The organism is Acinetobacter sp. Ag2, from assembly GCF_001005515.1.
Classification (GTDB): Bacteria; Pseudomonadota; Gammaproteobacteria; order Pseudomonadales; family Moraxellaceae; genus Acinetobacter; species Acinetobacter bereziniae.
This window is the reverse complement of the sequence record NZ_LBNA01000033.1, coordinates 41,228-60,687: the sequence shown is the minus strand read 5'-3', so window position 1 is coordinate 60,687 and position 19,460 is coordinate 41,228. Positions and strand designations below refer to the sequence as shown.

At 38.4% G+C, this 19,460-nt stretch carries 18 protein-coding genes; 8 read left to right on the top strand and 10 right to left on the bottom strand.

Annotated features, from left to right (window positions below; all coding sequences use genetic code 11):
- The first annotated feature begins 414 nt into the window (after window positions 1–414).
- A complete protein-coding gene (locus AAV97_RS04125; protein ID WP_081409719.1) occupies window positions 415–1,590 on the top strand; it encodes an efflux RND transporter periplasmic adaptor subunit in 1,176 nt (391 codons plus the stop codon).
- A gap of 1 nt (window position 1,591) precedes the next feature.
- Window positions 1,592–4,750, top strand: a complete 3,159-nt coding sequence (locus AAV97_RS04120) for an efflux RND transporter permease subunit (protein WP_046759892.1) — start codon at window positions 1,592–1,594, stop codon at window positions 4,748–4,750.
- A 75-nt stretch (window positions 4,751–4,825) separates the two neighbouring features.
- Here the strand turns inward: AAV97_RS04120 and AAV97_RS04115 are convergent, their stop codons facing one another.
- The 4 genes from AAV97_RS04115 to msrB all read right to left on the bottom strand — a co-directional run bounded on the left by AAV97_RS04115 (window position 4,826) and on the right by msrB (window position 7,299).
- Complete coding sequence (locus tag AAV97_RS04115; RefSeq protein ID WP_009586585.1) at window positions 4,826–5,446, bottom strand: LysE family translocator; 621 nt, start codon at window positions 5,444–5,446, stop codon at window positions 4,826–4,828.
- A gap of 73 nt (window positions 5,447–5,519) precedes the next feature.
- On the bottom strand, window positions 5,520–6,365 hold the full coding sequence (locus AAV97_RS04110) for an AraC family transcriptional regulator (protein WP_198261241.1): 846 nt from the start codon (window positions 6,363–6,365) through the stop codon (window positions 5,520–5,522).
- A 35-nt stretch (window positions 6,366–6,400) separates the two neighbouring features.
- Entirely contained in the window at window positions 6,401–6,883 is a 483-nt protein-coding gene (locus tag AAV97_RS04105) for a glutathione peroxidase (RefSeq protein ID WP_004831079.1), read from the bottom strand.
- Window positions 6,880–7,299 carry a peptide-methionine (R)-S-oxide reductase MsrB gene (gene msrB, locus AAV97_RS04100; protein ID WP_004831080.1) on the bottom strand — a complete coding sequence of 140 codons (420 nt, stop codon included), beginning with the start codon at window positions 7,297–7,299 and terminating at the stop codon, window positions 6,880–6,882. Before msrB ends, AAV97_RS04105 begins: the two co-directional genes overlap by 4 nt.
- 151 nt (window positions 7,300–7,450) lie before the next feature.
- Between msrB and AAV97_RS04095 the strand changes: the two genes are divergently transcribed.
- The 4 genes from AAV97_RS04095 to AAV97_RS04080 all read left to right on the top strand — a co-directional run bounded on the left by AAV97_RS04095 (window position 7,451) and on the right by AAV97_RS04080 (window position 12,134).
- Window positions 7,451–8,686 (top strand): pyridoxal phosphate-dependent aminotransferase, encoded by a 1,236-nt coding sequence (locus AAV97_RS04095; RefSeq protein ID WP_004831081.1) that lies wholly within the window; start codon window positions 7,451–7,453, stop codon window positions 8,684–8,686.
- A gap of 303 nt (window positions 8,687–8,989) precedes the next feature.
- Window positions 8,990–10,042 (top strand): asparaginase, encoded by a 1,053-nt coding sequence (locus tag AAV97_RS04090; RefSeq protein ID WP_046759891.1) that lies wholly within the window; start codon window positions 8,990–8,992, stop codon window positions 10,040–10,042.
- Window positions 10,043–10,160: 118 nt separating this feature from the next.
- Complete coding sequence (locus AAV97_RS04085; protein WP_005029394.1) at window positions 10,161–10,700, top strand: hypothetical protein; 540 nt, start codon at window positions 10,161–10,163, stop codon at window positions 10,698–10,700.
- A gap of 333 nt (window positions 10,701–11,033) precedes the next feature.
- Window positions 11,034–12,134: a DUF6670 family protein gene (locus AAV97_RS04080; RefSeq protein ID WP_046759890.1), complete on the top strand. Its 1,101-nt coding sequence runs from the start codon at window positions 11,034–11,036 to the stop codon at window positions 12,132–12,134.
- 571 nt (window positions 12,135–12,705) lie between these two features.
- Here the strand turns inward: AAV97_RS04080 and tsaD are convergent.
- Window positions 12,706–13,731 carry a tRNA (adenosine(37)-N6)-threonylcarbamoyltransferase complex transferase subunit TsaD gene (gene tsaD, locus AAV97_RS04075; protein WP_009586551.1) on the bottom strand — a complete coding sequence of 342 codons (1,026 nt, stop codon included), beginning with the start codon at window positions 13,729–13,731 and terminating at the stop codon, window positions 12,706–12,708.
- Window positions 13,732–13,876: 145 nt separating this feature from the next.
- Between tsaD and rpsU the strand changes: the two genes are divergently transcribed.
- Together rpsU and AAV97_RS04065 are read left to right on the top strand one after the other, a co-directional pair.
- Window positions 13,877–14,092, top strand: coding sequence for a 30S ribosomal protein S21 (gene rpsU, locus AAV97_RS04070; RefSeq protein WP_001136722.1), 216 nt, complete (start codon window positions 13,877–13,879; stop codon window positions 14,090–14,092).
- 39 nt (window positions 14,093–14,131) lie between these two features.
- Window positions 14,132–14,578 (top strand): GatB/YqeY domain-containing protein, encoded by a 447-nt coding sequence (locus tag AAV97_RS04065; protein WP_004831087.1) that lies wholly within the window; start codon window positions 14,132–14,134, stop codon window positions 14,576–14,578.
- A gap of 707 nt (window positions 14,579–15,285) precedes the next feature.
- Here the strand turns inward: AAV97_RS04065 and AAV97_RS04060 are convergent.
- The 5 genes from AAV97_RS04060 to AAV97_RS04040 form a co-directional block, all read right to left on the bottom strand.
- The gene (locus tag AAV97_RS04060) at window positions 15,286–15,645 is read right to left on the bottom strand and encodes a hypothetical protein (RefSeq protein ID WP_046759889.1); all 360 of its coding nucleotides are present in this window, start codon (window positions 15,643–15,645) and stop codon (window positions 15,286–15,288) included.
- A gap of 109 nt (window positions 15,646–15,754) precedes the next feature.
- Window positions 15,755–17,197 (bottom strand): M48 family metalloprotease, encoded by a 1,443-nt coding sequence (locus AAV97_RS04055; RefSeq protein WP_004831090.1) that lies wholly within the window; start codon window positions 17,195–17,197, stop codon window positions 15,755–15,757.
- 96 nt (window positions 17,198–17,293) lie between these two features.
- Window positions 17,294–18,262: a 2-hydroxyacid dehydrogenase gene (locus AAV97_RS04050; RefSeq protein ID WP_009586587.1), complete on the bottom strand. Its 969-nt coding sequence runs from the start codon at window positions 18,260–18,262 to the stop codon at window positions 17,294–17,296.
- A gap of 48 nt (window positions 18,263–18,310) precedes the next feature.
- Window positions 18,311–19,027, bottom strand: a complete 717-nt coding sequence (locus tag AAV97_RS04045) for a hypothetical protein (protein WP_046759888.1) — start codon at window positions 19,025–19,027, stop codon at window positions 18,311–18,313.
- A 125-nt stretch (window positions 19,028–19,152) separates the two neighbouring features.
- Window positions 19,153–19,365 (bottom strand): hypothetical protein, encoded by a 213-nt coding sequence (locus AAV97_RS04040; RefSeq protein ID WP_004831094.1) that lies wholly within the window; start codon window positions 19,363–19,365, stop codon window positions 19,153–19,155.
- Window positions 19,366–19,460: the final 95 nt, after the last annotated feature.

Here is a 19,460-nt window from a genome sequence, read left to right as displayed (position 1 = left end):
ATATCATCTATTTAAAGTACAATTAATTGTTTAAAAGCTATTGTTTTCATGCACTCAACATAAAAAAATGATAGGCTTAAGCACAAAAATCAGACATCCTACAGGTCAGATCAATGTTTATCACTACTCAAGCACCACAAGATGACCAAATTTCAAAATTGGTTCCTGTTTTGGCCAACTATTTTCATATTAAAAACATAGAAATAATTTCAACATAGCAAAATCCAGCTTCACGTTCTTTTATCAAACTTTAAATATTCCAATCCCGAGTATGTTCAAGATAAAAAAATACACATTTAAATTTGAAAAATATCACAGATACAACCCACTCACAGCTTGACCAAACCTAGATCGTTTAGAGATACTGCACTATCTTTACCTATTTAAAAAACTAAAATGAAATCGCATGACCCAATGCAAAAAAAACGCATAAATTCAAAAATCTGGATCATTGTTGCAGTGAGTGTTATTGTTTTAGTGGTGATTTTCTTTGCATGGAAATCTTCAAATAAAAAACAAGTTTCTTCACAAAATGTAGATACACCCTCGTCGAATACCAAACCCTCTCTCACCGTTACAGTGGTACAGCCTGAGCTTCAAAATTGGAAACAAAACTTTACCGCCAATGGAAATATTGCTGCTTGGCAAGAAGTCGTCATCGGTAGTGAACTGTCTGGACAGCGCATAACCAAAGTCAATGTCAATGTTGGTGATTCAGTTCAACGTGGGCAAGTACTTGCTGAAATCAATAGCGAAAGTATTCGTGCTGAACTAGCTACAGCAAAAGCCAATTATGCTGAAGCAAAAGCCGTACTTGCAGATGCAATTCTCAATAATCAACGTATCCAACAACTTAAAAATACTGGCGCAATTTCTCAACAGGAAGCTACTCAATATCTGACTTCACGGAATACAGCTCAAGCTCGTCTAGATGCTGCGAAGGCACAAATTGATAGCAATCAACTCCGCTTAACACAAACCCAAGTCATTGCTCCTGATCACGGCGTAATCTCTGCACGTACTGCGACTGTGGGTTCTTTAGCACAAACTGGTCAAGAGTTGTTTCGCTTAATTCGTGATAATCGTTTGGAATGGCGTGCTGAAGTTACCTCCACTGATTTATATAAACTAGCGAAAGGTATGACAGCCCAAATTACCTCGCCTGATCCTTCTCGATCTGCTGTTCAAGGGACAGTAAGAATGATTGCACCTGTGATCGACCCACAAACACGCTATGGTTTGGTCTATGTCGATATACCAACCACTGACGCAGTTCGTATGGGCATGTTTGTTAAGGGCGAATTTGATTTAGGTCAAAAACCCGCTTTAACTGTACCGCAAACCGCTGTTTTGTTACGTGATGGTTTCTCTTATGTATTCATAGTGAATAAAGATAATCGTGTCTCTCAACAAAAAGTCAGCATTGGTAGACGTTTGAATGATCGAGTAGAAATTCTTGATTTACCTGCCAATACTCGAATTGTAGCCTCAGGAACAGGTTTCTTGGCAGATGGGGATTTGGTCAAACTGGGTCAAACCATTCCAGATACCCCGTTAACAAAACAACTTGTGACTCCACAGGAGAAATAATATGAATTTCTCCGCTTGGTCAATTAAAAATCCAATTCCTGGCATTTTACTTTTCATTATGCTCGGATTGGCGGGTTTAATGTGTTTTCATTGGATGAAAATACAACAATTCCCTGATATTGAGTTGCCGATGGTCACTGTTACGGCGGCTTTACCCGGTGCTGCTCCACCTCAACTTGAAACAGAAGTGGCACGTAAAATTGAAAATTCAATTGCTACTCTACAAGGGCTTAAAAATCAATATACCAATATTCAAGATGGTGTGGTTGTCATTACAGCCGAGTTTCAACTAGAAAAACCGTTGCAAGAAGCTGTCGATGATGTCCGCAATGCCGTTTCGCAAGTGCGTTCAGACTTACCAGCGGATTTACGTGACCCCATTGTCAGCAAAATCAATTTATCTGGCTCACCGATCCTGACCTATACCATTCAATCTCCTCGAATGGATGAAGAAACACTATCTTGGTTTGTCGATTACGATATTGCCCGTGCCATGTTAAAAGTCAAAGGGGTTGGTGCTGTTTCTCGGGTTGGAGGGGTTACTCGTCAAGTCGAAGTTGAACTCGACCCTGAAAAACTTTTAGCACTTAACGCGACAGCAACAGACATTACCCGTCAATTAAGACTGATTCAGCAAGAAGCTTCAGGTGGTCAAACCAAAATCGGAGGCAGTGAACAGTCCATCCGTACCATTGCAACCGTTAAAACAGCTGCTGAAATAGGTACTATGGATATCGCACTGAGCGATGGCAGACATATCCGTCTTGATCAGGTTGCTACTGTACGTGATGGCATTGCTGAACGACGTTCTGCAGCTTTATTAAATGGTCACCCTGTTATTGGATTCGAAATTACACGGAGTAAAGGTGCAAGTGAGGTTGAGGTTGAAACAGGCGTCAAAGTAGCATTGGATCAATTAAAAAAAGCTCATCCAGATATCAAAATCACCGAAGCATTTAACTTTGTAAATCCTGTGGTCGATAACTATAAAGGCTCGATGTCGCTCTTGTATGAGGGTGCAATTCTCGCCATTTTAGTGGTCTGGCTGTTTTTACGGGATTGGCGAGCAACCATCATTGCCGCAACAGCACTGCCCTTGTCGATCTTACCTGCTTTGATCGGGATGTACTATCTCGGTTTCACCTTAAATACTGTCACGCTTTTAGCGATGTCCTTGGTGGTTGGGATTTTGGTCGATGATGCTATTGTCGAAATTGAAAATATCATCCGGCATCTCAGGATGGGTAAAACACCCTATGAAGCTGCAATGGAGGCAGCAGATGAAATTGGTTTAGCCGTCATTGCCACAACATTTACCCTGATTGCAGTATTTTTACCGACAGCATTTATGAGTGGTATTGCAGGTAAATTCTTTGTTCAATTTGGTTGGACTGCTTCATTGGCAATTTTTGCCTCACTTTTAGTGGCGCGTTTGCTCACGCCGATGATGTCAGCGTATATTCTCAAACCGTGGATCGGTAAAATAGAAACGCCACAGGTACAAGAAAATCAAATACAACATCCCAATGATCATGGGGATCTTGAGTTAGCACATGATCGTGCAAAAGATGGTCGTGTCATGCGAGCGTATATGCGAATGGTCACATGGTGTTTAAACCACCGTTGGATCACATTGGGCAGCGCTATTTTATTTTTTGTCGGCTCAATTATGCTGATTCCACTCTTACCAACGGGTTTTGTGCCACCGCCAGATACTGGACAAACCCAAGTACGAGTAGAGTTACCACCTGGCTCTCAGTTTCCTGATAGTTTGAAAGCAGCTGAATATGCACGCAATTTAATCAAAGATCATCCTGAAATTAAAAGTGTATACACCACAATTGGTGGTGGATCTTCAGGAACCGATCCATTTGCTGGTGGCGCTTCCAGTGAACCGAGAAAAGCTACCTTAACCATTCAAGTCACCGACCGCTCAGACCGCTCTGTCAGCTTACAAAAAATTGAAAATGATATACGCCAACGCTTGGCACCACTTCCAGGCGCACGTATTCAAGTCGGTATTGCAGGTAATAACAGTCAATATCAAATTGCACTTTCAGGGGATGATCCTGATGTTCTCATCAGCACAGCACGTCAAGTCGAACGTGAGATTCGCACCATACCTAATATTGGCAGTATTACATCAAGTGCTGCATTAATTCGTCCAGAATTAGTGATTCGTCCTGATTTTGCAAAAGCAGCGGATTTAGGCGTCACCACTCAAAATATTGCTGAAACTGTTCGTATTGCCACTGCGGGTGATTTTGATCAGAACTTGGCAAAATTAAATCTGTCACAACGGCAAATTCCCATTGTGATCAAACTGCCTTTATCTGCACGCCAAGATCAAGACTTGATTAAGCGCTTGATGATTACAGGCAGTAAAGGTCCTGTGATGTTAGGGACGATTGCTCAGGTTAATATTGAAAGTGGACCTTCACAAATCGACCGCTTTAATCGATTGCGCAATATCAATTTTAATATCGAACTCAATGATCAACCTTTAGGTGATGTTGCCAATGCAGTAGATCAACTTCCAACCATTAAAAACTTGCCACCGTCAGTAAAGCGTACCAACCTTGGTGATGCGGATGTGATGCAACAGCTATTTGAGAGCTTTGGTCTCGCCATGTTGACGGGTGTACTCTGTATCTACGTGGTGTTGGTATTATTGTTTAAAGACTTCTTACAACCCATCACCATTTTGGTTGCTTTACCTTTATCTCTGGGGGGTGCATTTGTATTGCTGCTTTTGGCAAAGAGCAGTTTTTCCATGCCAAGTCTGATCGGCTTGATTATGTTGATGGGTATTGCCAGTAAGAACTCAATCTTGTTGGTGGATTATGCCATTATCGCACGGAGTGAACGACAATATTCCCGTATCAATGCACTGCTCGATGCCTGTCATAAACGTGCGCGACCTATTATTATGACGACTTTAGCAATGGGTGCAGGAATGTTGCCAATTGCATTGGGTATTGGTACTGATCCAAGCTTTAGAGCGCCAATGGCAATTTCTGTGATTGGGGGGCTGATCACCAGTACTTTCCTCTCCTTACTGGTTATTCCTGTGGTATATACCTTTATTGATGACATTCACAATATATTGTTTAGACGCAATAAAACCACTAAACCATCAGAAGCTCCAATTTCACAGTGAAGGCTAAATATTAGGAAAAACGGGTAAATCAAAAAATAATGCCGATCTAAAGCAAAATTTAGATCGGCATTTCAATCAGCTAAACAACAACATCCCAGCAAATACGGCAAAACTTAACCCCGACAAATAATATATCGCTTTTATTTTCGATTGAAACCAATGCAACGCCTTTTTTTGGCTCATCAGATGAATCAACCATAAATTCCAAAATAATACGACACAGACCATCCATAAACTCACCAAGCATAATTGCCATGTTGTATAGGGTCGATAGATCACTAAAATGATTGTGCCGTAAAATAGAATATTTTTAGGATTTAAAACACTGGAGTGAATGCCATAAAACAATGATTTTAGTTTTTTAGGGACTTTCTGCACACTACTACTTACTTGAGTATCATGAGTAAAATCAGCATGCCATGCATATGTAAAGCAGCGATAGGATAAATAGCTTAAATAAATTATCCCACCCCATTTCACCACATCTAAAATAGCATGATGAAGTTGTCCCAGTATAAACAGTGAAATAAACACAAAGCCGATCACCATGATATTACCAACGACAATACCAAGACATACACATTTTGCCGCGTGTCGCCCTTCTCTAAATAATGTGGTTAAAATCAGAAAAAAATCAGGTCCGGGAGAAAGTAAAGCAATAAAATGTGTGACTGCAACAATTAAAAACAGGTCCATTAGCCGATTCCAAAAAATATTTAAATCAGCTTAGATATTTTTGGACCCGCTAATCTTGTAAAAAATTGCGCAATTATGCACTCAAAAATTGGGTCTGAAACTGTTTAGGTGTTATACCTGTATGGGATTTAAAAACATGGTGAAAATGGCTTTGATCGTTAAAGCCCAAGGCATGCGCAGTCTGAACGATTGTTTGACCCGACTTTAAAAGATGTCTGGCAGTATTTATTTTCTGATTAAGTTGGTAAGCATGTGGTGTAAGACCAAAATTATTTTTAAATAAGCGAATAATCGCATAACGGCTGATTCCCACCGCTTGACTTAATTCATCCAAAGAAAGAATGTGCTGACTTCGTTCAATTAAAGCAATCATTCTACTCAAATACTTTTGAAAATAATCGGATTGCTTTAAAAGATCCAACTCAAAATGTGACAGTAAAATTTCAGACAAGACTTCAACTAACTTTTGTTGCTTGAATGAAATGGATGAAGATAAATCAAACAATACCTCATTGAGTTGAGTGAACGACTGATAGGCATCTGAATGATGGATAATCTGAGGTCTTAATACCGGAACATGCTGAGGATAAAGTTGCTCAATATCCTCAACCAATTCTGAAAAGAGTTGAACAACCCAATGTGCATCCAAATGCATCATTTGATAACTCCAAACCTCATTTTCCAGTGGGTTACAGGAGTGCTCAATTTCTGCAGGAATAATGACCAAGCTACCTGCTTGTATTTGTTGATCCTGAGCAAAGTAACTGCTAAATCGACTGATACCACAATCTACAGCACCAATTGAAAATGTCGGATGACTATGGGATTTATAACAAATTCGACTCTGACATGCCCTACGTGTTTCAACATAGGGCATTTGTGGATCACTCCAAAATTCAACAGTTGTATCTGAGTACATCATCTTAGCAATTTGACTGAGATACACATGTATGATTATTCAGCCAAGGCTTTTTCAATGTCTTGCTCAATATCTTCAGGTTTGGTTGTAGGCGCGTAACGGTTGATCACTTCTCCTTTTTTGTTGATCAAGAATTTCGTAAAATTCCATTTAATGCCATTCCCCAAAATACCTTTACTGTTATTGGTTAAATAACGGAAAATCACATGTGCTTCTGGTCCTTTGACATTGACTTTGGCAAACATAGGAAATGAAACACCGTAGTTACGCTGGCAGTAGCTGCCAATTTGTTCATTGGTACCCGGATCTTGTCCACCAAATTGGTTGCAAGGAAACCCTAGAACCTCAAGTCCTTGATCTTTATATTTTTCATAAAGTTTTTCTAATCCTGCAAACTGTGGAGTGAAACCACATTTACTCGCAGTATTGACAATCAATAAAACTTTTCCTTGGTAATCTGAAAAAGATTTATTTTCACCCTCTAACAACTCAGCCTCGAACTGATAAATGTTGGTCATGGATACGTTTCCTCGTCGCCTTTTTCTTGTGATTTTAGTTCTAAAGAAGCGGAATTCACGCAATAGCGTAAGCCCGTCGGTTGTGGTCCATCTTCAAACACATGTCCCAAATGTGCGTCGCAATGATGGCATATAATTTCGACACGATCCATCCCATGAGAGTGATCATCTTGTTCTTCTATAACACTATTATTAATCGGTTTAAAAAAACTCGGCCATCCGCAACCACTGTCATATTTGGTGTCAGAGGTGAATAATTCTGTACCACAGCATCGACAAACATAGGTTCCATGCTGTTTAGTATTCCAATATTTACCTGTAAAAGGAGCCTCTGTGCCCTTTTGTCGGGTAATTTTAAATTCCTCTGGTGATAACTCTCTTTGCCATTCTCGGTCTGTTTTATTGAGTTTTCCCATCATTAAACTCCTTTAAATCTTTGACATTCAATGTCATGCTTCAGTACTTCCATATTTACGCTAGAGCTTGGAAAATTTCTAGCTAAATTTCAACATAGATTGTGATATTTCAGTAATCTATATTTTTAACTCAAAATAATTGGATAAGATTATGTCCGTTTTAGGTAACACAACCCCACGCGAAATCAAAAAATCGTCAAAGTTAGAGCATGTTTGCTACGACATTCGTGGACCAGTGTTACGAGCGGCCAATGAGATGGAAGAAGCTGGTCATAAAATTATTAAGCTCAATATTGGGAATCCCGCCCCGTTTGGCTTTGAAGCCCCTCAAGAAATTATCAATGATGTGGCTTTGAATTTACCGAATGCAGTCGGCTATACAGATTCCAAAGGTATTTTCCCGGCACGTAAGGCAATTTGTCAGTATTACCAGCAAAAAGGAATTTTGGATTTACATGTTAAAGATGTGTATATCGGAAATGGCGTATCTGAACTGATTGTTATGGCAATGCAAGGCTTATTGGATGATGGCGACGAAATGCTGGTTCCTATGCCTGATTATCCATTATGGACTGCTGCGGTAAATCTTTCGGGCGGTACTGCGATTCATTATAAGTGTGATGATCAAAACTATTGGTACCCAGACATTGCCGACATGGAAAGTAAAATCACACCAAATACTCGTGGTATTGTGGTCATTAACCCTAATAATCCAACAGGCTCGGTGTATCCACGTCATGTTTTAGAACAGATTGTTGCACTGGCTAAAAAATATGATCTGATTTTATTTGCAGACGAGATTTACGACAAAATCGTCTATGACGGTATCGAACACGTTTCTGTAGCTGCACTTGCAGGTAATCAGTTATGTATTTCTTTCAATGGTCTGTCTAAAGCATACCGTATCGCAGGTTACCGTTCAGGTTGGATGGCGATTACCGGTGATAAATCACGTGCTGCAGATTATATTGAAGGTTTAGACATGCTTGCGTCAATGCGTTTGTGTGCCAACCATCAAGCACAATATGCGATTCAAACAGCGTTAGGAGGTTATCAGTCGATTAATGACTTGATTCGTCCTGGTGGTCGTTTGTACGAACAACGTAATATCGCATGGGAAATGTTGAACGACATTCCAGGGGTATCTTGTGTTAAACCTGAAGGCGCAATGTACTGCTTCCCTAAACTTGATCCAGAAATTTATCCTATCGAAGATGATGAAAAATTCATGTTAGATTTCTTAAAAGCTGAAAAAGTTTTATTGGTACAAGGCACAGGTTTTAACTGGCCTACGCCTGATCATTTCCGCGTAGTTTTCCTGCCAGCTGAAAATGAGCTTCGTGAAGCAATGAACCGTTTAAGCCGTTTCTTGGCAAAAATGCGTTAATTTTCACCGATCCCAAGCATACCGAAAGGCATTCATTTTTGAATGCCTTTTTTACTTCTCAACCTTCAGTATGCCCTCAAACAACACTATTGACGGTATATTGCACAATATATTCATCGAATGCTGAAAAATCATCCTGATCGTGACTTTATCTCATTTTAAGAGTATGTAACTATAAATTTGAATGATTATTTAGAAACTTGCATTTTTAAATAAGTATGGGCAACACTCCAGTATTTATATAGATTTAAAACTGGCATAAAAAATGCTTAAGACCAGAACAAAGACTGAAAAGGAAGACTTATGAAAAAGACGGTTATTGCGCTTGCAATTGGCATGATTTTGCCCTTTAGTAGCTATGCAAAAAACAATGTCGTTGTTGTTGCAACAGGTGGAACAATCGCTGGAGCAGGTGCAAGCTCGACCAACAGTGCAACCTATACTGCGGCAAAGGTTCCTGTGGATGATTTACTCAATGCTGTTCCACAGATCCAAAACCTTGCCAATGTGACTGGTGTACAAGCTTTGCAGGTCGCTTCTGAAAGTATAACCGACAAAGAGCTGTTAACTATTGCGCGTAAAGTCAATGAATTGGTTAAAAAACCTGATGTGAATGGTGTGGTCATTACACATGGTACAGATACATTAGAAGAAACAGCTTATTTTCTTAGTCTCACAGTTCATACAGATAAGCCGATTGTCGTGGTTGGTTCTATGCGTCCACCTTCAGCACTTTCTGCTGATGGACCTTTGAACCTTTATAGTGCTGTCGCATTGGCTGCTTCAGACACTGCCAAAGGAAAAGGCGTCTTTGTGCTGATGAATGATGATATTTTTGCAGCACGCGATGTCACTAAAGCCATCAATATCCATACTGATGCATTTGCAAGCCAATGGGGTGCTTTAGGCACACTGGTTGAAGGAAAGCCATATTGGTTCAGAAATGTTGCTAAGCGTTTTAACAATAGTTCTGAATTTAATATTGAAAATATTCAAGGTGATACACTCCCACTTGTACAGATCGTTTATGGTTCTGGCAATATGCTTCCAGATGCATATTTGGCTTATGCAAAAGCTGGCGCTAAAGCAATTATTCATGCGGGAACAGGAAATGGTTCTGTTGCGAATTATATTGTGCCGACATTGAATCAACTTCAACAACAAGGCGTACAAATCATTCGTTCGTCACGTGTTCCACAAGGCTTTATCTTGCGTAATGCTGAGCAACCTGATGATAAATACGGTTGGGTTGTAGCACATGATTTAAACCCACAAAAAGCCAAACTTCTAGCAGCATTAGCGCTCACAAAAACCAAAGATCCTAAAGAAATCCAGCGTATGTTCTGGGAATATTAATGCTTTAGGGTAAATACTTGCCACATATTGAACTGTATCGATAATATGTGGCATTTTTTATGATGGTCGTTAAAAATAAATATTGAGCAAAAACCACAACATCATTTTGGTGCAAATAATGAAAATACAGCTGATAACACTCCTCATACTTTCAGGTTGTTGCCTTTCTAGCGCTTCTGCCAATGTCCCTTTTAAAAAAGTATCTGAGTGTGATAGTGATTATTTTAATGGCGATTATTGCGCTAAAGCCAATATCGCAAAATATAAAACAGCACTTAAAAACATGAAGGCTAATTTTGATAAAAAATATATCCTATTAAATACTGGAACTTCTGACTCATTAGAAATGATTGCATTAGATACCCAAACTGGTATTGCCTACCCACTCAATTATCAATTTACGGGTTGGGAAGATAACCAAGGCAATGTTAAAAAGAAACCATCCTATACATTTTCCTTGAATGATCCAAAATTATGTTTGATGGGCTCGCAGTTTGATGGTGACCATCCTGGTACGCATGAAACCTATAGCAATATTCGAAACTGTTTTAGCATCAAAAAAGAACGCTCATTTACATCTTTTGATTCAACCTATACCGACAAAGTTCAATATCAATATGATGATAAAAAAAAGACATGGATTCCTTATCCAGATTAATCCGCTCTGCTGAGTAATTTAACACGCGCTATACGTTGCTTTGTCCAATTCATACAATTCGCCAAGATCAAGTATTTTTATTACAAGTTCTTGGCTTTTTTGACTCAATAGCTCCACATTATATGTTCCTAATTAAGCGTTAGTTTTGATTAGTTTGGTTTTTATCATCTTTTTATATTGTCTTTGTTCTTTTTTGATTTTGTTGTCTTTTTAAATTGTCAGACAAAATAAATCGGTGATGTCCTGTAAAGCATAGAACTTGTCCTAAACTCCAATTCTGAGCCTATGTTATTCCTCCTAGGATAAAAAATGACAGAATTTTAGTGAAATACAATGAACAAAATACTCCCTAAATTTTCATTTTTGAGCAAGTTTTCTGGAAGGAGTTTACTTTTAGGACAAGCTTTGCTTGATCAAGCTGTTAAATATTCAACTTTGCCATTTTCAGCTGCCGACATCATTCACCCACGAGTGGATGATAAATTTTATTCGTGGACGCATTATGGAATTTTCTTTCCGCTATTGCCTGAACCACATCGCTACTTAAATATTATGATTTTTATTGGTACTCCAGGTGTCTTGGCTTTTGATCATGACGCAATTACCCACGGAGATCCTCGACAATCTGCTACATTCTTTTCCAGTACTGCAGCCGTAGAAGATCATTTACTCAAAGCCTATATGATTCCACAAGAAACACATATTTCGGATTCAGATCATCTGATAACGTTAGGTGAAGAAGTCTCAATTTCTGGTCAATTGCCTTACATTCATTTGAAAGGACATTATTGTGGATTAGATTTTGAATTTGATTTAAATGTTTCCGATCATGCGTCATGGTTTGTAAAATCACCAATTTATGATCATTTTAGTCTGTTAAGTCGCTTTAAAGGAAAATTAGAATATCAAGGTGAATATACGCTTACTGAAGGCTTATGTACGTATGAATATGCACGTGCAGTTGGTCCTTATAACTTTTCAAAGACATTACTTGAGGAGCACAATAAAATTCCTTTAACATTCTTTACCTACCAAATCATTAATTTGGATAGTGCAACGCAATTATTGTTGACCAAAGTTGATGTGCTTGGAAAACCTGCTGCGTACACCTTACATATACGACATACTGATCGTCCTGCGGAAGTCTATACACAAGTAGAATTTAAAGTAATCGCACACGACATTGATGATTATGTTGCACCAGACGGACATAAGATGCGTTTACCACGTTTATTTAGTTGGACAGTTCATAATGATACCCATGAACTTATATTAGATATTACCGCTGAAATTGATAGCCCTTATCGCTATGGGCATGGTCGTGGTTATGCCAGTGCCTATAATTTTGCAGGGCAATATTTAGAAACTGCGGTTGAAGGACGTGGCTATATTGAATATATTGATATGGTCGACCAGAATAGTTTTAATGATTGATCTATTAACTTTATATAACCTGAGTTCGATAAAAATCCTTGATGAAAGATGATACAGTCAAACTGCCTGATTATTCATATAAGTGATTTAGATGATTCATTTATTTTGTACTTTTTGAATCATTGATGTTGTTGCTATCGTGAGGCGACATGGATGTCGCCATGTTGAGCGGGGGTAAAGGATGTACCCCTCGCTCACCGAAAGATTTTTGTCACTTTTCATCTCTGAAAAGTGAGGCATCGCCTACGCAAAAGAATTTAAACTTTAGAACTAAAGCATGGCAGTGCAAGCTTTAGATCATCAAACAATCTATTGATCGCTTTCATTTTATTGATCAAGAGAAATGAAACGCTATTGATGGTTGCGCTTACGGAGCTCCGCTCCTCATCCTTAAATTGGATGAAAATCCAGCAAATATCTGCATAGATTTATTATTTTTCAATGAGTTGAATATTTAATTGCATCGAACTCATGTTATATATTAAGTCTCAATGCTCAAAACAACAGCAATATTGTCACCATAAAAAAGAGGCTTCTGCCTCTTTTCATTAGATCAAATCATTCAATTTAATTAAGCAGGTTGTGTTAATTCTGTCATTGGCCACCGCGGCGTTGTGGTCACAGCTAATCCATCCTGCTGCCCCGCTTTTAGACGCTGATAACCAGCAAATGCAATCATTGCACCATTATCGGTACATAAAGCAGGTTCAGCATAATAAACTGTTGCTTTAATTTTAGCTAAGTCTAACTCTAAACGTTCTCTTAATCGTTTATTTGCACTTACTCCACCTGCGATCACTAAACTTTTTAGACCCGTTTGTTTTAGTGCTTTTACTGATTTCTTTACTAAAGTATCCACCAAAGCTTCTTGGAATGAAGCTGCAATGTCAGCATGATAGTTTTCAGTATTGGCATGTTCAGTTTCAAGTTTTTTCAGTTGTACTGAAACCGCAGTTTTTAAACCACTAAATGAAAAATCCAAGCCTTGATGCAACATAGGACGCGGAAATTCAAATACTTCTTTACTGCCTTGTTCAGCTAATTTTGAAATATTTGGTCCGCCGGGATAAGGTAATTTCAACATTTTCGCAACTTTATCAAATGCCTCACCTGCAGCGTCGTCAATCGACTCACCTAGAATTTCATACTGACCTATTCCATGCGCAGCCATCAATTGGGTATGTCCACCTGAGACCAATAAAGCAACAAATGGAAATTTTGGAGGAGTTTCTGATAATAATGGTGCCAACATATGCCCTTCCATATGATGCACACCAATCGCAGGTTTATTTAAAGCAAAAGCCAAAGTTCGACCAAACAAAGCGCCTGTCATCAATGCACCCATTAAGCCTGGTCCACGTGTATATGCTACTGCATCAATTTCAGACTTGTTAACACCACTCTGCTCAAGCAATTGATTAATCAAAGGAATTAGCTTTCTTACATGATCTCGTGAGGCTAACTCTGGAACCACACCACCATACTCTGCATGCAATTTAATTTGACTATATAGCACTTGTCCTCTTAAGCCGACTTCACTGTCATAAAGTGCCAAACCTGTTTCATCACACGAAGTTTCTAAGCCAAGAACGATCATTAAATTGCCTTTTACCTATTTCAAAATATTGCCAAAGCTATTATAGACTTGTGATATGAGATGTAAATGAGTAAAATACTGACCTTCACTTGTGATCTAGGGTAATTCGACCCTGATCTTATCCATAACTTAATGAGGATTCTTCATGCCACAAGTTAAATTGAAAGAAGGCGAACCAGTTGACGTAGCTATTCGTCGTTTCAAACGTTCATGCGAAAAAGCGGGTGTTTTAGCTGACGTTCGTAAACGTGAATTCTACGAGAAACCAACTCAAGAACGTAAACGTAAAAAAGCTGCTGCTGTTAAACGCTACCAAAAGAAATTGGCGCGTGAATCAGTACGTACAACTCGCCTTTACTAAGATTAATTTGTGATTGATTGACTCAACCTGGACAACATAATGACGACTTTAAAAAACCAAATAACTGATGTTTTGAAAGCAACAATGCGTGCTAAAGAAATGGATAAGTTAACGGTAATACGTGGTCTACAGGCAGCAATCAAGCAAATCGAAGTCGATGAGCGCATAGAGCTTGACGATAATCAAGTTCTTGCGGTCATTGAAAAGCAAATCAAACAACGTAAAGAATCGGTCAAAGCCTTTGAAGGCGCAGGCCGTGAAGATTTAGCTAGTAAAGAACAAGCCGAAATTGAAGTTTTATCTCAATTTCTACCTGAAGCTATGTCAGAGGACGAGCTTGATTCTCTCATTGCGCAAACAATCGAAGCGCAAGGTGCAACTAGCATGAAAGATATGGGTAAGGTGATGAATTCTCTACGTCCGATCATAGCCGGACGTGCCGATCCTGCACAAGTTTCTGCCAAAATTAAAGCAAAACTTGGCTAAGCCCCAGTCATTAATCTACATTTCTGTTTGATTTGGTCTATTTAATCCATTTATTTTGCAATGAAATAATACACCGTTAAATAGTCCAAACAATCATATCAAAAAGCATTTCAATTCTACATTTAATCTGATAATGACAAATGTCTCTCAAACTACCATCAACTGAATCTTTACAGATTGATATTCAAGATTTTCATTAAAAAACCGTCCTTTTCAGACAACTTTCGTGCCAGTACATTTTCAACATCAGCGTTTAAAAACAAGAAAGTTCCATTTAGAAAATAAGGTATGGATAAATAACTTTGATGCTTAAGTTATATCGCCTTTTTGCTTGAATTTTGCATTTCCCCAAAAACTAATCGATACAGTATTGAGCTGCCCATCAATATTGTGATTATCCATAACACCTGAAAACCCATTTGAAGTATTTAAACAAATAATTAAATACAAAGTTTTCTTGGTTTTACAATACGATCAAACGTGATTGACAAAAAGCCTTTAACACCTACAAATTTGGTTCATCCAATGCCTATGCAAGGTTTTCAAGAAACTCCTCAACACAGTTAGCGTATCTTGTATTGTAGAAAATAAACCATGTGCATCAGAGGGTTGAATAATTTTTAGAGCATGTTTGATTATTTTCAATTTTAAATTGTATCATATCCATAACTCAATGTTTCCTAGATACCCTCTGATCAAGGCAAAGACTATTTCAAATCACATTGAATATTATATTTATGAAGTAACTGCATTTCAGGAGAAGACATTACTTTATCAATCACATTTTGCTTAGTCATCGACTGAACTGACAAAGGTAAATACTGGCGACTTTCATCAGTTGTTTTATACATATCATTCACATATTTCTGAACAATTGAACAAAATTGTGCTTTTTGTTGTTCATTAAATTGAGTCAATTTAGGGTCTAAACTACGCAAAAAAAACTTCATATCAGCATTATATTGAGCAGAAATACGCTCTACTTCACGAACATATTGTTCTGGCACCGCAGCAGATAAACTATGTGTAAATAGTAAAACGCTTAAAAAAATTAGAATTTTCTTCATGTGAATCAAATACTTTATTATACATTCTCAGTCTTTTAAGATTAACCTGTTCATAGCAGAATAGAAAGTAAATTTTCTTTAATCTGTTTATTTAAAACAAAGAATACGATTAAATTTTCATTTTTCGTTCGTCTTGCATTACTTTAAGCCTTGTTTCGATTCGCGCGCTCATTGCATTATTTTCTTTAGCAAGACGCTTGGCATGTAAAAGTGATTTAATGGCATTTTCTTCATCACCTGTCCAATACTGAGCTTCTGCTCTATTTCTTAGAACATTTACAGTACGCATCGGATTTTGTTTGTCTAAATTCGCAGCCTGTTGCAACAATTGCCAACCAATAATATCTTTATTGTTTTTACTGACAAATCGATTAACCAATTGTTCAGCTTCTTTCGGCTTATTTTGTCTTAAATACACTTCAGCCAATTTATAGCTTAATGCCCGATTTTCAGGCGTAATGCGCTGTTTTGTGATAATGGTTTGGTAAGCATCATCGATTTTGTTTCTACCCAAATAAATATTGGTTTGAATTAGGCTTACCAAAGTATGATCTGGATTGATTTGTTTAGCTAAATTAAGCTGAGATTGAGCATTGTCATAATCACCTTGGAGTAAATAAAACTCACTTAATGCCAACAAACCGGGAAAATTATTTTTTCGCGCAAAAGCCATTAATTGACGATCATTGGCTTGCCCTGAAACCACCAAAGTATACCATTTGATGATATCAAATTCTTGCTGTGAGCTATGTGTAGTGACTTTTGGAAATTGATTTGCTCTTAACCTCGCCTCACTCATCCGCTCTGTTGTTAGCGGGTGCGTAAGCCAAAAATCAGGTAAAAAACTAAGCTGACTGGTTGCTCGATGCATAATTTCAAAGAAGTCAGCCATACTTTCTGGATCATAACCCGCACCATACATAAATTGCATACCAATACGATCAGCTTCGCGCTCTTGGTTACGGCTATAACTCAGTTGTTTGTCCATGAGTGCAGCTTGTGTACCCATCATCACAGCACCGCCAACATCACCATCTGCCTTGGAAGCCAATGCAGCACCGACAATAATACCTGCGAGTGCCAATAAGCCTTGCCCTTTAAATGCTTCTTGCGAGCGACTATAATGACGCTGGGTAACATGGGCGATTTCATGCCCCATCACACTGGCAACTTCATCGATATTGTTTGATGCTGTGACCATCCCTGTATTGAGCGCAAATAAACCACCCGGAACAGCAAAAGCATTAATTTGTGAATCCTTGATGAGCACCAAGCCGACAGGTTGTCCAAGTTGGGTCTGGCTTAAAATTCTGGAGAAAACCATCATAAACTGGTCTTCTAACCATGGGTCATGGAGTACAGGCATTTGCTGTTGAACTTGACGATAGACTTTTTCACCAATGGTTTTTTCTTTTTGTTGATCAATAAACCCTACCCCACCACCAATTTCAGGAACATCAAATTGCCCCCCATTTTGATGTTGGGTAAATGTCGCTGCTGAGCTGATTGAAATGCTCAAACATAAACATAAGCTGAGTAAGGTCTTGTTCAATAGATCGGCTCAATAATCTTTGTGTTTTCAATATAACATTGAATTTAGAACAAATTTGCAATGAAGTGTTATATTGTTTTAACTTTACTTTACATCTTAATTAAAGTGTTGATTCACCAAATATCTTGGCATATGACCTGCTAACGCATCAATCAAATTTTGATAAGCCAATTCCGCCATTTTTTTACGGGTTTCTGCAGTTGCTGAACCAATATGTGGCAATGTCACCACATTTTCAAGCTGAAATAGTGGTGATTCAGCCAAAGGTTCTTTTTGATAAACATCCAATCCTGCAGCAAAAATCTGTTGATTGGTCAAAGCGTCGATCAGTGCTTGTTCATCAACCACAGAGCCACGAGAAATATTGATAAATATCGCATGCTTCTGCATAAGTTTTAGTTCAGCTGCACCGATTAGCGCTTGAGATTGCTGATTTAAATCCACTGCAGTCACTACAAAATCAGATTGCTCAAGTAAATCTTCAAGACTTTTGTACTGTGCATTGAACTGCTGAGCGACTTCTATTTTCTCACGGCGGTTATGATATAAAATATTCATATTAAAACCGTAAAAACCTCGACGGGCAATGGCGGCACCAATATGACCTAAGCCAATGATCCCTAGAGTCTTACCAAAAATGTCTTGACCAAATTGAGCTGGACTGATGGTACGTTTCCATTCACCTTGCTTGGTCCAGTGGTCTAAACTTGGGACCTTTCGTGCTGCGCTCATTAATAATGTGAAAGCTAAATCTGCGGTTGTTTCTGTCAGTACATGAGGGGTATTAGCCAGCCATATTTTCTTTTGATTTAAGTAGGCAAGATCATAATTATCATAACCGACACTGACAGAAGATATAATTTTTAACTGCTGTGCCGTTGCTAAATTTGTTTCGTTCAGTAGACGACCTGCACCAATCATTGCATCAGCATCAACCACCGCAGTACGAATCTGTTGATTAATATCACCTTGTTTCGGATCTAAAACCACCACCTTAAATTGATGATTTAAACGTGACAGAATTTCTGAATCGATTTGGCTAAAAACAACAACTTTTTGTTTCATTTAGATCAAACTCCCTTCCAACACGATCATTCAATAAGTTTTCGATATTTATTTTTGCATCATTTGCCACAATCTACGCTTTAGCAGTGGTTCTTTCAGCATTTCATCTAAACTCGGCAACTCCAAAATATCCTGTTGCCCAAGATGAGTGATTTGCCCAAGACTAATTACCTTACGTTCTACGCTCAATGCATCAATAAAACCTTGAATATAAAGGTTTGCTCCTCGACCATCTTGATACTGTGGCAAGGGAAACGGCCATTTCAATTCATGAGTATGTCCGTTGACTGCACGTTGAATATTGCTCCATAAAGTCAATTGTTCATCATTCAAGTCAGTTGTTTCGACCAATAATAGGCAATGTTCAATCGCATAGGCTTGAATTTCAAATGCAGACAACTCTAGTGCGGATTCTGTCCCAAAATGGGTATGTTGCTGAATATGTTGTGATGTTGAAACTTCTTCAGTCAGCTGTGTTTCTGGATTACGTTCAAGTAATGTGACTTCGGCAACTTGGGTCTTTTCAGCTGTTATATTCGATGGCTTTTGAGTGCGCTCAGCATCGATTTGCGTAGATAAATTTTTAGGCTCAAACGGTTGATGTATTACAGGATGTGATTGTTCAATATCTCGATATAAAGCACTTTGATAATGGCGTGTTTGTACATCGACCTTATTAATCCACAGGTCTACTCCCATCGTAGCCAAAATGCTACGTTGATGTTCTGATACAATCACATTCATTACAGATTCAATATTTTCCATACAGGCTATATTCTAGCGATGTTTGTTTTTTTTGTCGCAACAATCGACACAAAATAGCGAATAAATTAGACTTCAAGAACAGAAACACTACACGTCCAGCTAAAACACTCAATCACATCCATCCACTACAGTGAAGTGACGAGAATGCCGTATTTTGCTGTCAGGTACATCCCTTGACGGATGATGTCAGTGCCATTGGCGTGATGAACTTTTAGCTCCTGAGTAACAACATCAAATTGAAAAGCATCATAACAATCTTGATGCTGACAAAGCCAATATAAGGTATCTGCAAGATGCTCATCAACAATATAGCTTTCAGCCAAGAAATCTTTAGACATAATCAAATTGAAATTAGGGAGTTGATCCTATTGTAACGCATATAACATAAATATAATCAATGAAGGAAATCAGAGACAGCGCATCTTTGCACGTG